This is a genomic window from Pseudomonas sp. HLS-6 TE3448 (assembly GCF_053629555.1).
Genome location: NZ_JBRJIO010000001.1, coordinates 1,791,766 through 1,805,408, shown reverse-complemented (window position 1 = coordinate 1,805,408; position 13,643 = coordinate 1,791,766). Strand labels below are relative to the sequence as shown.

Below are 13,643 nucleotides of genomic sequence, written 5' to 3'. Positions count from 1 at the left end.
AGTCCTTCAGGGCTGTTTGCGAGTGGTGCAAGTGGGGTCGGCGACACGCAGGTAATGACCGGCGACGTCGAGCATACGGTTGGCGAAACCCCATTCGTTGTCGAACCAGGCCAACAGGTTCACCAGCCGGGGGCCGGAAACACGGGTCTGGCTGGCATCGACAATGGCCGAATGCGGGTCATGGTTAAAGTCGCAGCTGGCATGCGGCAATTCAGTGTAGGCCAGCAGGCCGTGCAGCGGGCCACTCAAGGCTGCTTCACGGAGTACCTGATTGACCTGCGCGGCATCAGTGTCGCGCGAGGTCTGCAGGGTGATATCCAGGCACGAAACGTTCACCGTCGGCACCCGTACCGCTTTGGCCTGGATTCGACCGGCAAGTTCCGGCAACAGGCGCTCGATACCTCGCGCCAGGCCCGTGGAAACCGGAATCACGGACTGGAAGGCCGAACGCGTGCGGCGCAGGTCTTCGTGATGATAGGCATCAATGACGGGCTGATCGTTCATCGCCGAGTGAATGGTCGTGATCGACACATACTCAAGGCCAAAGGCGTCATCCAGCACCCGTAACAGCGGCACACCGCAGTTGGTGGTACAGGATGCGTTCGAGACCAGACGCTCATGCCCGGTCAGGCAGCCCTGGTTGATGCCATAGACGATGGTGGCGTCGACATCTGCCTCGCTCGCCATCGGCTGGGAAAACAGCACACGTGGCGCACCGGCATCCAGAAACCGTTGGCCATCGGCGCGGGTGTTATAGGCACCGGAGCACTCCAGCACCAGATCGATATCCAGTGCAGCCCAGTCGATACCTTCCGGGGTTGCACTGCGCAGTACTTTCACGCAGTCGCCGTTGATGTGCAGGCAATCGCCGTCGACCTTCACCTCACCGGGGAAACGTCCATGGGTGGAGTCGAAGCGCGTTAGGTACTCGAGGCTGGCCTGATCAGCCAGATCGTTCAAGGCGACGATCTCGAAACCGGCCTTCGACCCGCGCTCGAACAAAGCACGCAAGACACAACGACCAATACGGCCATAGCCGTTGAGTGCAACTCTATAAGGGCGCGGTTGGGACATAGAATGCTCACGGAACAGAAGCGTTATTCTGCAGCCTGTGGAAAACGCGGTGCGTTCAATCGCTGGCACGCCAGCGCCCACAGGAATCTCGATGCCCCTGTGGGCGCTGGTTTGCCGGCGAAACGCCGACACCAGCCCCCACAGGGCAACGCGATCAGTCTTCCAGCAGCTCTTCGGCGGTGCCCAGGATGTTCTCCAGGGTGAAGCCGAATTCTTCGAACAGGGCTGGCGCAGGGGCCGACTCGCCGAAGGTGGTCATACCGATGATGCGACCTTCCAGGCCCACGTACTTGTACCAGAAGTCCGCGTGAGCAGCTTCAATGGCGATACGTGCGCCAACTTCGACTGGCAGAACGGCTTGCTTGTAGCCAGCGTCCTGGGCGTCGAACACGGTGGTGCAAGGCATCGATACCACACGGACCTTGCGGCCCTGCTCGGTCAGTTTGTCGTAGGCCTGAACGGCCAGGCCCACTTCCGAACCGGTGGCGATCAGGATCAGCTCTGGCTCGCCAACGCTGTCCTTGAGCACATAACCGCCACGCGCGATATCCGCCACTTGAGCCGCATCGCGTGGCTGGTGTGGCAGGTTCTGACGCGAGAAGATCAGTGCCGAAGGGCCGTCGTTACGCTCAACGGCGAACTTCCAGGCCACCGCCGACTCGACCGCATCGGCCGGGCGCCAGGTGTCCAGGTTCGGCGTGCAGCGCAGGCTGGCCAGTTGCTCGATTGGCTGGTGGGTCGGGCCGTCTTCGCCCAGGCCGATGGAGTCGTGGGTGAACACATACAGCACACGTTTCTTCATCAGCGCCGACATGCGCACAGCGTTGCGGGCGTATTCCATGAAGATCAGGAAGGTCGCGCCGTACGGCACGAAACCACCGTGCAGGGCCACGCCGTTCATGATGGCGCTCATGCCGAACTCACGTACGCCGTAGAACATGTAGTTGCCGCTGGCGTCTTCAGCGCTGACACCCTTGCAGCCTTTCCACAGGGTCAGGTTGGAGCCGGCCAGGTCAGCCGAACCGCCAAGGAATTCAGGCAGCAGCGGGCCGAAGGCATTCAGTGCGTTCTGGCTGGCCTTGCGGCTGGCGATGGTTTCGCCCTTGGCCGCAACGTCGGCGATGTAGGCAGCGGCTTTTTCCGAGAAATCGGCCGGCAGTTCACCGCTCAGGCGACGTTTCAGTTCGCTGGCCAGTTCAGGGAAGGCTGCGGCATAGGCGTCAAAACGAGCATTCCACTCGGCCTCAACAGCCTTGCCGGCTTCCTTGGCGTCCCATTCGGCGTAGATGTCGGCCGGGATTTCGAATGGACCGTGGTTCCAGTTCAGCTCTTTGCGCGCCAGGGCGATTTCGTCGTTACCCAGTGGAGCACCGTGGCAGTCTTCCTTGCCCTGCTTGTTCGGCGAACCGAAACCAATGATGGTCTTGCAGCAGATCAGGGTTGGCTTATCGCTCTTGCGAGCGGTCTCGATGGCGGTCTTGATCTCGTCGGCATCGTGACCGTTGACGTTGCGGATCACCTGCCAGTTGTAGGCTTCGAAACGCTTCGGCGTGTCATCCGTGAACCAGCCTTCGACTTCACCATCGATGGAGATGCCGTTGTCATCGTAGAAGGCAATCAGCTTGCCCAGGCCCAGGGTGCCGGCCAGGGAAGCGACTTCATGGGAAATACCTTCCATCATGCAGCCATCACCCAGGAAAACGTAGGTGTGGTGGTCGACGACGTTGTGGCCTTCACGGTTGAACTGGGCGCCCAGCACCTTCTCGGCAATGGCGAAGCCCACGGCGTTGGCCAGGCCCTGACCGAGCGGGCCGGTGGTGGTCTCGACACCTGGGGTGTATCCATACTCCGGGTGGCCCGGGGTACGGCTGTGCAACTGACGGAAGTTCTTCAGGTCGTCGATCGACAGGTCGTAGCCGGTCAGGTGCAGCAGCGAATAAATCAGCATCGAACCATGGCCGTTCGACAGCACGAAGCGGTCGCGGTCGGCAAAAGCCGGATTGCTCGGGTTGTGCTTCAGGTAGTCACGCCAAAGAACTTCGGCGATATCCGCCATGCCCATAGGGGCACCTGGGTGGCCGCTGTTGGCCTTTTGCACGGCATCCATGCTGAGGGCACGAATGGCGTTGGCACGCTCACGACGGCTGGGCATCGCTTATCTCCTGGGGCTTGAATAAGTAACGGGACAGAAAAAGGCGGCCATTTTCGCCCAGTCACAGGCTCGGGGGCAATGACGGATGGTCGCTGTCGGGTGATTTTCCTGTGATTGAGGTTGGTTTTGGCGAATCGCCCGGTCAAACAGCCGAATTTGTCGCCGGACATGCCTTTGCACAGCCCACTCATCGCGCAATATCAAAACTTTTTGATATTGCGCTTGCGACAGCGGAGGTCGCTGACTAGACTGCCGCCCCATGAACCTACGCGTGCCGTCAGTCCGCCATGAGCAAAGCGACGAGCTGGCGGCCCTGTGCAAGGCCGGCGGCGATCCGCTGCGCCTGAATGTGTTGCGTGCACTGGCCAACGATTCGTTTGGCGTACTGGAACTGGCGCAGATCTTCGCGATCGGCCAGTCCGGCATGAGCCACCACTTGAAGGTACTGGCTCAAGCCACACTGGTCGCCACACGCCGTGAAGGCAATGCCATCTTCTACCGCCGCGCCCTGCCCGACAGCCTTCGCCTGGGTGGCAAGCTGCACGCAGCGCTGCTGGAAGAAGTGGACAGCCTGTCGTTGCCGGCCGAGGTGCAGGCACGGATGGCCCTCGTGCAACAACGCCGCGCGGCCACCAGCCAGGATTTTTTCCAGCGTGTAGAAGAAAAGTTTCGTGCCCAGCAGGACCTGATCGCTGGCCTCGCACAGTACCGCGAGAGCCTGCTGAGCCTGCTCGACAAGCTAAGCTTCGCCCCCGGCGCCAGCGCGCTTGAAGTCGGCCCGGGCGATGGCGAGTTCCTACCCGAACTGGCCAAGCGTTTCGAGCAGGTAACCGCCCTGGACAACAGCCCGACCATGCTCGAACTGGCGCGTCAGGTGTGCAAGCGCGAGCGTCTGGCTAACGTAAACCTGCAGTTGGCCGATGCACTCAGTGCAACGGATGTCGACGCCGACTGCGTGGTGCTGAACATGGTCTTGCACCACTTCAGTGCTCCGGCCGATGCCCTGCGGCAACTGGCCACCCGTGTCAAACCAGGCGGCAGCCTGTTGGTTACAGAGTTGTGCAGCCACGACCAGAGTTGGGCCAGAGAGGCCTGCGGTGATCTCTGGCTGGGCTTTGAGCAGGACGACCTGGCCCGCTGGGCCAATGCTGCGGGACTGGCTCCCGGGGACAGCCTCTATGTGGGCTTACGTAATGGTTTCCAGATTCAGGTCCGCCATTTTCAGCGACCGACTGGCGACACTCACCATCGGTAAATATTTAGGAACCCGTCGAGATGAGCGAATACTCCCTTTTCACGTCCGAGTCTGTGTCTGAAGGGCATCCGGACAAAATCGCCGACCAGATTTCGGACGCCGTACTGGACGCAATCATCGCCCAGGACAAATACGCCCGTGTCGCTTGCGAAACCATGGTGAAAACCGGCGTAGCGATCATTGCTGGCGAAGTCACCACATCGGCCTGGGTCGACCTCGAAGAAATCGTTCGTAAAGTCATCATCGACATCGGCTACAACAGCTCCGACGTCGGCTTCGACGGCGCCACCTGCGCCGTGATGAACATCATCGGCAAACAGTCCGTGGACATCGCCCAGGGCGTTGACCGCAGCAAGCCGGAAGACCAGGGCGCGGGCGACCAGGGCCTGATGTTCGGCTACGCCAGCAACGAAACCGACGTGCTGATGCCAGCACCGATCTGCTTCTCTCACCGTCTGGTCCAGCGCCAGGCCGAAGCCCGCAAATCCGGCCTGCTGCCATGGCTGCGTCCGGATGCCAAGTCGCAGGTCACCTGCCGTTACGAAGACGGCAAGGTCGTCGGTATCGACGCCGTCGTCCTGTCCACCCAGCACAACCCTGAAGTCTCCCACAAGGACCTGCAGGAAGCTGTGATGGAGCTGATCGTCAAGCACTCCCTGCCTGCCGAACTGCTGCACAAAGGCACCCAGTACCACATCAACCCGACCGGTAGCTTCATCATCGGCGGCCCGGTAGGCGACTGCGGCCTGACCGGTCGCAAGATCATCGTCGACACCTACGGCGGCATGGCCCGTCACGGTGGTGGCGCATTCTCCGGTAAAGACCCATCCAAGGTTGACCGTTCCGCCGCCTACGCCGGCCGCTACGTGGCCAAGAACATCGTCGCCGCAGGCCTGGCCGATCGCTGCGAGATTCAGGTTTCCTACGCGATTGGCGTCGCTCAGCCGACGTCGATCTCGCTGAACACCTTCGGCACCGGCAAAATCAGCGATGACAAGATCATCCAACTGGTTCGCGAGCATTTCGACCTGCGTCCTTACGCAATCACCACCATGCTCGACCTGCTGCACCCGATGTACCAGGAAACTGCAGCCTACGGTCACTTCGGCCGTACTCCGCAGCTGAAGACAGTCGGTGACGACACCTTCACCACCTTCACCTGGGAGCGCACTGACCGCGCCGACGCCCTGCGCGCAGCTGCCGGTCTGTAAGTACCCTGCGTCACCCCAAAGCCCCTGCCGGGTAACCGGCAGGGGCTTTTTTGTGCGCCACAGATACACATGTACTGACAACTTCAAACGCATTGGCCGCTGCAACTTTCCTAGGCTTTGTGTTCCTCCCGCCGAGCAAGGATGCTCGCCATGCCTGCACTACTGTTTTCCTTTCTGCTGCTGGTGCTCAGTAGCGGCACCCTTGAGGCCAGCACCTGCCCCGAGTGGTCGCAACCCGATGCTCGCCAAGCCATAGAACACCTGCAACGCCGCCTCACCACCTGGGACGAGCAGTACCATGGCCAAGGCCGGTCAGAGGTCGATGACGAACTGTATGACCAGAGCCGTGCACGACTGCAGCAGTGGCAGCGCTGCTTTGCCCTCGACACACCGGCCGCCAACCCGCTGAGCAGCGCAAGCGGCCCCATCGCGCATCCGGTCCCACACACAGGCCTGCACAAGTTGCCTGATGAATCCGCCGTGCGTACCTGGCTTATGGCAAAAGACGATGTATGGGTTCAGCCCAAAGTCGATGGCGTCGCGGCCACACTTATCTACCGCCAAGGCCGACTGGCACATCTCATCAGTCGCGGCGACGGCACCCACGGGCACGACTGGAGCCGGCACATTCCAGCACTCAGCGCTGTGAACCAAACACTGTCGGAGCCCGTCGACCTGGTGCTCCAGGGTGAGCTTTACTGGCAGCTGGACAACCATGTGCAAGCCCATAGCGGCAGCCTGAATGCCCGAGCCGATGTCGCCGGGCGCCTGGCCCGTAAGCAACTCAGTGACGCGGACGGTGCGCGCATCGGTCTGTTCGCCTGGGGCTGGCCAGCAGGCCCACAGGATCCAGCCAAACGCCTGGCGCGCCTGACCGAACTGGGCTTCCCCCTTATCGGCGAGTACAGCCAGCCAATCAGCAGCGCCAGCCAAGCCGCGCACTGGCGCGAGCACTGGTATCGCACCCCGCTGCCCTTCGCCAGCGATGGTGTGGTGCTACGCCAGGGCAGCCACCCGTCGCCCGAACGCTGGCAAGCCCACCCTCCGCACTGGACAGCCGCATGGAAGTACCCGCTTGCACAGGCGCTGGCGGAGGTGCGCGACGTGCAGTTCGGCATCGGTCGTACCGGACGCATCAACCCGATCATTCAGGTCGCTCCGGTGCAACTGGACGACCGAACGATACGTCAGGTGAGCGTTGGCTCCCTGCAGCGCTGGCAGCAACTGGACATCCGGCCCGGTGACCAGGTTGCCATCAGCCTGGCCGGCCTGACCATACCGAGGCTTGATGCGGTGGTTCACCGCAACCCACAACGCCAGCCACTTCAAGTACCCGACCCTGCGGCCTACCATCCGCTCAGTTGCTGGCAACCGACACCGGGCTGCCGGGCGCAGTTCCTGTCCCGACTGAACTGGCTAAGCGGCAAGCAAGGGCTGAACCTGACCGGCGTTGGCCAAGGCACCTGGGAGCGGCTGACCGACAGCGGCCATGTCACCCACCTGGTTGATTGGCTGGCCCTGCCCGACAGCCAACTGCAACACATACCGGGGCTGGGCGAACGCAGCAGCAAACACTTGCAACAAAACTTCGCACAGGCTCGCCAGCAGCCGTTTTCCCGCTGGATCCGCGCTCTGGGCATACCCGCACCCAGCCACCTCGACCTGGGTGACAACTGGCTGGAGCTGGCACAACGCGACACTGCGCGCTGGCAACAGGAAGCGGGTATCGGCCCGAGACGAGCAGCCCAACTGAGCGCATTCTTCCAGGCACCTGAACTGCAAATGCTGGCCGAACAACTGCGCCAGCATGCAATCGAGGGTTTCTAAATTTCTCGGTTCAGGGCAGCATCAACGCTTCTGCTGTCCCGCCCCCTATGGAGCCCCTATGAAACTGCTTTCACCTCTTGCCCTGTTCGCGGCCTGTAGCCTCATGGCTGCACCGCTGCTGGCCGCTGAAGAGCAACCCGGCCTTACAGGCTGCGCAGCCAAACGCCAGGCGATCAGCGAACAGATCGAGCAGGCTCGCGCCCACGGCAACAGCGAACAACAGGCCGGTCTGGAAAAGGCCCTGAGCGAAGTGACAGCCAACTGCACCGATACCAGCCTGCGCAAGGAACGGGAGAAAAAGGTCCTGGAGGCTCGACACGAGGTCGCCCAGCGCCAGAATGACCTTGAAAAAGCCATGAAAAAAGGCGACGCGGAGCGCATCAACAAGCGCAAGGACAAACTGGCAGAGTCGCGCAAGGAGTTGCAGCACGCGCTGGATGAACTGGAAAAGTGACTGCGGTGCATGCCGGCGTCACCTGCATCGCCGACCGGTCAGCGATGCAGTGCTTGCGCTCAACTGATCAGTGATTGCGAAACTCGGTATGGCATGCCTTGCAGGCCTGCTCAACCTTTTGCATGGGCGCCGCCAGCTCTGCAGGCGTCAGCGGCTGATGACGGGTAACCGCGACCAGTTCACCGGTAGCGGCCTCCATCTGCCGGGCAAGTTCCTGGAAGCGCGCCTGCTTCTGCCAGACGTCTTCACGTGCACTGGAGTCCTTTTCCTCGCGCACCTGTGGAAAATGCTTCCACGGTTCGTGCGTCAGGCCATCAAGCTTCAGCGCGCCGTCGGCAAATTTCTGGCTGTCGAACGCCAGCCGCCCACGCAACATGCCGCCCAGGTCTTCGCTGGTCTTGAGCATCTGCTTGAAGATCGCCTTGCGCTGGCCCAGCGGCGAATTCGGATCGACACCGCCACAGGCGGTCAGGGTCATGCAGGCCAGCAGTACTACACAGAGTCGTTTGAACATCATGATCGCTTCGGCTCACAAAAAAGGCTGCCAGTATCCTCGCACGGCCCCCAAAGACCAATACCCTTATCAACACTAGGGGCTGCACGTGCTGCCCAGCACGCGGCAACCTCAGGAAATCGACACCCATGAAGATGACTTTCAGCCGCCTGAACTGGCTGCTACCCGTACTGGCCCTGCTGGCCGGTTGCAATGGCGGCAACCCGGAAAAACCCAAAACGCACGCAATAGCCACCTACACCAGTGCCACCTGGAAAGACCTGCCCCAGGTAAGCGACAGCGACCTGCTGGCGGGCTTCAACGCCTGGCGCAGCGCCTGCGAACGGCTCAAGAGCGATGCCACCTGGGCTGGCACCTGCAACGCTGCCGCAAACATCGCGGCAGAACCCGGTGCGGTTCGTACCTTTCTCCAGACCCGTCTGGACGTGTTCAGCCTGCGCTCGGCCGAAAACAGCGCCAACGGCCTGATCACCGGCTATTACGAGCCGGTCTACCCCGGCAGCCTGACACGCACCGACCACGCCGGCGTCCCGGTCTACGGCGTACCCGATGACCTGGTGGTCGTCGCGCTCGACAGCGTCTACCCGGAACTCAAGGGCAAACGCCTGCGCGGGCGCCTGGAAGGTCGCACCCTGAAACCCTACGACACCGCCGACACCATCCGTCGCCAAGGCGTGAACGCCCCCGTGTTGGCATGGCTGACCGATCCGATGGATCTGCAATTCCTGCAAATTCAGGGTTCAGGCCGTATTCAGCTGGACGATGGTCGCCAGTTGCGCATCGGCTACGCCGACCAGAACGGCCACCCCTATCGCCCTGTGGGTCGCTGGCTGGTCGAACAGGGCCAGTTGAAAAAAGAAGAGGTGACCATGGGCACTATTCATAGCTGGGCCGAGGCTAACCCGACGCGGGTACCGGAACTGCTCGCAAGCAACCCAAGCTATGTGTTCTTCAGCGCCCGCCCGGACAGCAACGAAGGCCCGCGCGGCTCACTCAACGTACCCCTGACTGCCGGCTATAGCGTGGCCATCGACCGCAAGGTAATCCCGCTGGGCAGCCTGTTGTGGCTGTCGACCACGCGCCCGGACGGCGCGCCGGTAGTGCGCCCGGTCGCGGCGCAGGATACCGGCGGCGCGATCACCGGTGAGGTCCGTGCAGACCTGTTCTGGGGTACCGGCAGCGAAGCCGGCAAACTGGCCGGTGACATGAAGCAACAAGGCCAGATCTGGTTGCTCTGGCCAAAGGGTGCGGCATTGCCAGACGTGCCTCAGGCCTGAGGGTCGATCAGGCCGATACGACGAAAAACGCGGCAATCACACCCATGCCTAGCGCCCAGACCAGCGAGCGCAACAAGGCCCAGTCCGCCAGGTAGCAGATGATGTAGAGCAGACGGCTGGTGATGAACATCACCGCCAGCACGTCCTGCGTCACCTGCTCTGCGTTACCGACGACATCGGCAATGATCACTGCCGCGGCGAACGCCGGTGTCACCTCAAAGCTGTTCAACTGCGCGGCATGGGCGCGCCGGGCGAACCCTTCGAGCGTATCGAGAAACGCGCGCGGGTCGTGATTCTCGCGCAAGCCGAAACGACCACCGCCGAACTTCGCCACACCGGTACACAGATAAGGCAGGAACAGCGCGATCAGTACACACCAGAAAGCTACGGTCATGGCAGGGTCCTTTTTGGTTTCTCGGGTCAGAGTTTCATGATCAGCATGCCGATCAACACCAGCGCACAAGCTAAGAGCCTAGGCCCGCCAAAAGGTTCTTTCAGGTAGCGCATGCCAAACAGCACCACCAGAATCACACTGACCTCTCGCAAAGCCGCCGCCTCTGCCACCGAACCCAATTGCATGGCCCAAAGCACCAGGGCATAGCTGAACAACACACAGAACCCAACGGCCAGGCCGAGCCGCCATTGCTCTCGCCAGAACAAGACGTAGGGTGCACGACGGGCCACGGCGGCCAACACCGGGAAAGGCCAGGCACTGATCAGGGTCAGCCAGACCAGATAGTCCAGCGGCTGCGACCACAACTTGATCGCCGTACCGTCCAGCCAGGTGTAGCAACCGATGCACAGGCCGATCAAGGCAACCACCGGCAGCATCGACCACGGCAGACGGTCACCGCCGCCACCCTGCCAGAGCAGGCAGGCCATGCCGCACGGGATCAGCAGAATACCAATGATCTGCTGAGTGCTCAGCGACTCGCCAGCAAAGGTCAGGGTGAGCGCCAGCACCACCAAGGGTGACAAACCACGCATCAGCGGATAGACCAGCCCGAGGTCGCCCACCCGGTAGGCTTGAATCAACAGAAAACGGTAAAGCAACTCGAACAGTGCCGAGGCCAACATCCAGGGCCAGACCTCAACCGGCGGCACCTGCACGAAGGCCACCATGACCAGCGCAAACAGCAATGCCACCGCATCCATACTGGCGATCACCAACAGGCGCTCGCCACTGAACTTGATCAGGGTATTCCAGGTTGCATGGAGCACCGCCGCAAGCAGTACCAAAGTCGTTGCCAGCACGTATCAGTTCCTTGGCAGGTCTTGGAAAAGCCATCACTGGCCAATTGCCCCACCATACTAACCGCTTCTTGGTGAGGCACTGATGTGCAAGCCACGACACGTTCCAATAACTTCGCAGGCAAGCCAGCGCCAACAGGGCTGCCGCTCAGCGTGTAGGAGCCGGGCTTGCCCGCGATGGCATCGGCGTGGTGCCAGCAACTTCGCGGTGTTTCTATCGCAGGCAAGCCAGCTCCAACAGGGCTGCCGCTCATCGTGTGGGAGCCGGGCTTGCCCGCGATGGCATCAGCGTGGTGCCAGCAACTTCGCGGTGTTTGTATCGCAGGCAAGCCTGCTCCAACAGGGCCGCCGCTCATCTTGTGGGAGCCGGGCTTGCCCGCGATGGCGTCGGCGTGGTGCCAGCAACTTCGCGGTGTTTGTATCGCAGGCAAGCCAGCTCCAACAGGGCTGTAGCTCATCGTGTAGGAGCCGGGCTTGCCCGCGATGACGTCGGCGCGGTGTCAGTGAGTTTGCGGTGTTTGTATCGCATGCCTGCAGTTCATCTTGTAGGAGTGGGCTTGCCCGCGATGACGTCGGTGCGGTACCAGCAAGTTCGCGGTGTTTGTATCGCAGGCAAGCCAGCTCCAACAGGGCTGCCGCTCATCTTGTAGGAGCCGGGCTTGCCCGCGATGACGTCGGCGCGGTACCAGCAAGTTCGCGGTGTTTCTATCGCAGGCAAGCCAGCTCCAACAGGGCCGCCGCTCATCTTGTGGGAGCCGGGCTTGCCCGCGATGACGTCGGTGTGGTGCCAGTGAGTCCGCGGTGTTTGTATCGCAGGCAAGCCAGCTCCAACAGGGCTGCCGCTCATCGTGTAGGAGCCGGGCTTGCCCGCGATGGCGTCGGTGCGGTACCAGCAATTTCGCGGTGCTTGCATCGCAGGCAAGCCAGCTCCAACAGGGCTGCCGCTCATCGTGTAGGAGCCGGGCTTACCCGCGATGGCGTCGGTGCGGTACCAGCAAGTTCGCGGTGTTTGTATTGCAGGCAAGCCAGCGCCAACAGGGCTGCCGCTCATCGTGTAGGAGCCGGGCTTGCCCGCGATGACGTCGGCGCGGTGCCAGCAAGTTCGCGGTGTTTCTATCGCAGGCAAGCCAGCTCCAACAGGGCTGTAGCTCATTTTGTAGGAGCCGGGCTTGCCCGCGATGACGTCGGCGCGGTGCCAGCAAGTTCGCGGTGTTTGCATCGCAGGCAAGCCAGCTCCTACAGGATTGCAGTTCATTTTGTTGTAGGAAAGCACCGAAAATGCGCCACCATGACAGGGCACTCTGGCTGCCGAGGGGTCCTAGGACATATCCTACGAATTCTGTCGTTTCAGGGATGATTGCTCCCCGGGAAACTCGCCACTAGGCTCGGTAGGTCGCTGACACATCAGCGATCGGGTTTGGCGACCCGGCATCGTGGAGCAACTCTGCCTCATCTTTATGGCAGCTGTGCGCGGGAGGGCTCAGGCCCTGCCGGGTTGCTCCGTGTTCCGGTTCGCCAACCTGCGTACAGCTGCCACCCTATGCGTTTGGCGACCATTACGTGGCGGCTTCATTCATCACGGAGCTACGTAATGAAAAAAATCGTTCCCGATCCACCCGAATTCCACGAACTCACAACCACCGAGAAACCATTCGGCCTGTGCGATGCCGGGCACCCTCAGCTCTTTGCGGTGCGCTCGGGCATCAGTGTCGAAGACGCACTGGTGCATGCTTCGCTGTACCTGAAGTGCGCCAGCCAGACCGGCCCGCTCATGGTTGAGTACTGCCAGGAGCCTGGCCGTGGTTTTGCCCAATCGACCCTGCATTCAGTGGAAATGGCCAAAGGCATCATCGATTCGCTGCTCGACAGCCTGGAAAGCCGCTACACGCAGCCGTCCTGAAGCCTTTACGGTCGGGCCGCCAGCATGAGTGCTTATTTGACCTCGGTGTCGAACTGATCCTTCATGTACTTGATTTCGGTGCGCCCGTGCGGTGCCGGCAAGCCGTCCTCACCAAGGTTGACGAAGACCATTTTGTCGACGGTGAGGATGCTCTTGCGGGTAATCTTGTTGCGCACTTCACACTTGAGGGTAATGGAGGTGCGGCCAAACTCGGTCGCGGTGATACCCAGCTCGATGATGTCGCCCTGGCGCGAAGCACTGACGAAGTTGATCTCCGACATGTACTTGGTCACCACACGCTGGTTGCCCAACTGGACGATAGCGTAGATCGCCGCTTCCTCGTCGATCCAGCGCAGCAGGCTGCCGCCGAACAGGGTGCCGTTAGGGTTGAGATCTTCAGGCTTTACCCATTTGCGAGTGTGGAAATTCATCTGTACTCCTGACCTTGCTTACCAATCGATGCCGCTAATCATGGCAGAGCCAGCGCAACGGCTCCATTTAACCTCGACTATGGTCTCGATTAATCGACAGAAAGCCTTGGGTAGGAGCCTCAGCATGGCTATAATCGCCATCGTTTCATAACGGTCATCTGCACTTGATACCGTTCCCGCCACCCATCCGAGGGGCGCTGCAGCAGGTTCATCCTGTCAGGCTCGGATGGGGCGTTGTCCTGCAAGGCTTGCCTGCAGACACTAAAACGCACAACGGCGCCCATTCGCACCTTACGA

Annotated in this window: 12 protein-coding genes and 1 riboswitch; of the genes, 6 read left to right on the top strand and 6 right to left on the bottom strand. The window is 61.4% G+C overall.

What is annotated here, in order from left to right:
* Nucleotides 1-6: 6 nt before the first annotated feature.
* Nucleotides 7-1,074 (bottom strand): erythrose-4-phosphate dehydrogenase, encoded by a 1,068-nt coding sequence (gene epd, locus AB7M23_RS08385; RefSeq protein ID WP_454240590.1) that lies wholly within the window; start codon nt 1,072-1,074, stop codon nt 7-9.
* A gap of 154 nt (nt 1,075-1,228) precedes the next feature.
* A complete protein-coding gene (tkt, locus tag AB7M23_RS08380) occupies nt 1,229-3,226 on the bottom strand; it encodes a transketolase (protein ID WP_099773384.1) in 1,998 nt (665 codons plus the stop codon).
* Nucleotides 3,227-3,485: 259 nt separating this feature from the next.
* On the opposite strand from tkt, the gene AB7M23_RS08375 reads away from it, so the two are divergent.
* The 4 genes from AB7M23_RS08375 to AB7M23_RS08360 all read left to right on the top strand — a co-directional run bounded on the left by AB7M23_RS08375 (nt 3,486) and on the right by AB7M23_RS08360 (nt 7,973).
* Nucleotides 3,486-4,481 (top strand): ArsR/SmtB family transcription factor, encoded by a 996-nt coding sequence (locus AB7M23_RS08375; protein WP_454240589.1) that lies wholly within the window; start codon nt 3,486-3,488, stop codon nt 4,479-4,481.
* 20 nt (nt 4,482-4,501) lie between these two features.
* Nucleotides 4,502-5,692, top strand: coding sequence for a methionine adenosyltransferase (metK, locus tag AB7M23_RS08370; protein WP_065760279.1), 1,191 nt, complete (start codon nt 4,502-4,504; stop codon nt 5,690-5,692).
* A gap of 141 nt (nt 5,693-5,833) precedes the next feature.
* Nucleotides 5,834-7,519, top strand: coding sequence for an NAD-dependent DNA ligase LigB (gene ligB / locus AB7M23_RS08365; RefSeq protein WP_454240588.1), 1,686 nt, complete (start codon nt 5,834-5,836; stop codon nt 7,517-7,519).
* Between the two features lie 58 nt (nt 7,520-7,577).
* The gene (locus tag AB7M23_RS08360) at nt 7,578-7,973 is read left to right on the top strand and encodes a DUF1090 domain-containing protein (protein WP_099773382.1); all 396 of its coding nucleotides are present in this window, start codon (nt 7,578-7,580) and stop codon (nt 7,971-7,973) included.
* Nucleotides 7,974-8,040: 67 nt separating this feature from the next.
* On the opposite strand, the gene AB7M23_RS08355 is transcribed toward AB7M23_RS08360, so the two are convergent.
* On the bottom strand, nt 8,041-8,490 hold the full coding sequence (locus tag AB7M23_RS08355; protein ID WP_102052704.1) for a c-type cytochrome: 450 nt from the start codon (nt 8,488-8,490) through the stop codon (nt 8,041-8,043).
* A gap of 125 nt (nt 8,491-8,615) precedes the next feature.
* On the opposite strand from AB7M23_RS08355, the gene mltA reads away from it, so the two are divergent.
* The gene (gene mltA / locus AB7M23_RS08350) at nt 8,616-9,764 is read left to right on the top strand and encodes a murein transglycosylase A (protein ID WP_102052703.1); all 1,149 of its coding nucleotides are present in this window, start codon (nt 8,616-8,618) and stop codon (nt 9,762-9,764) included.
* A gap of 7 nt (nt 9,765-9,771) precedes the next feature.
* Here mltA and AB7M23_RS08345 read toward each other — a convergent pair whose 3' ends face one another.
* The gene (locus AB7M23_RS08345; protein WP_065760274.1) at nt 9,772-10,158 is read right to left on the bottom strand and encodes an MAPEG family protein; all 387 of its coding nucleotides are present in this window, start codon (nt 10,156-10,158) and stop codon (nt 9,772-9,774) included.
* 26 nt (nt 10,159-10,184) lie between these two features.
* Nucleotides 10,185-11,018 (bottom strand): EamA family transporter, encoded by an 834-nt coding sequence (locus AB7M23_RS08340; protein WP_065760273.1) that lies wholly within the window; start codon nt 11,016-11,018, stop codon nt 10,185-10,187.
* 1,588 nt (nt 11,019-12,606) lie between these two features.
* On the opposite strand from AB7M23_RS08340, the gene AB7M23_RS08335 reads away from it, so the two are divergent.
* Nucleotides 12,607-12,915, top strand: coding sequence for a DUF3077 domain-containing protein (locus AB7M23_RS08335; RefSeq protein WP_454240587.1), 309 nt, complete (start codon nt 12,607-12,609; stop codon nt 12,913-12,915).
* 32 nt (nt 12,916-12,947) lie between these two features.
* On the opposite strand, the gene AB7M23_RS08330 is transcribed toward AB7M23_RS08335, so the two are convergent.
* Complete coding sequence (locus AB7M23_RS08330) at nt 12,948-13,346, bottom strand: acyl-CoA thioesterase (RefSeq protein ID WP_065761755.1); 399 nt, start codon at nt 13,344-13,346, stop codon at nt 12,948-12,950.
* Nucleotides 13,347-13,529: 183 nt separating this feature from the next.
* A riboswitch (S-adenosyl-L-homocysteine riboswitch) is annotated at nt 13,530-13,635 on the top strand.
* Nucleotides 13,636-13,643: the final 8 nt, after the last annotated feature.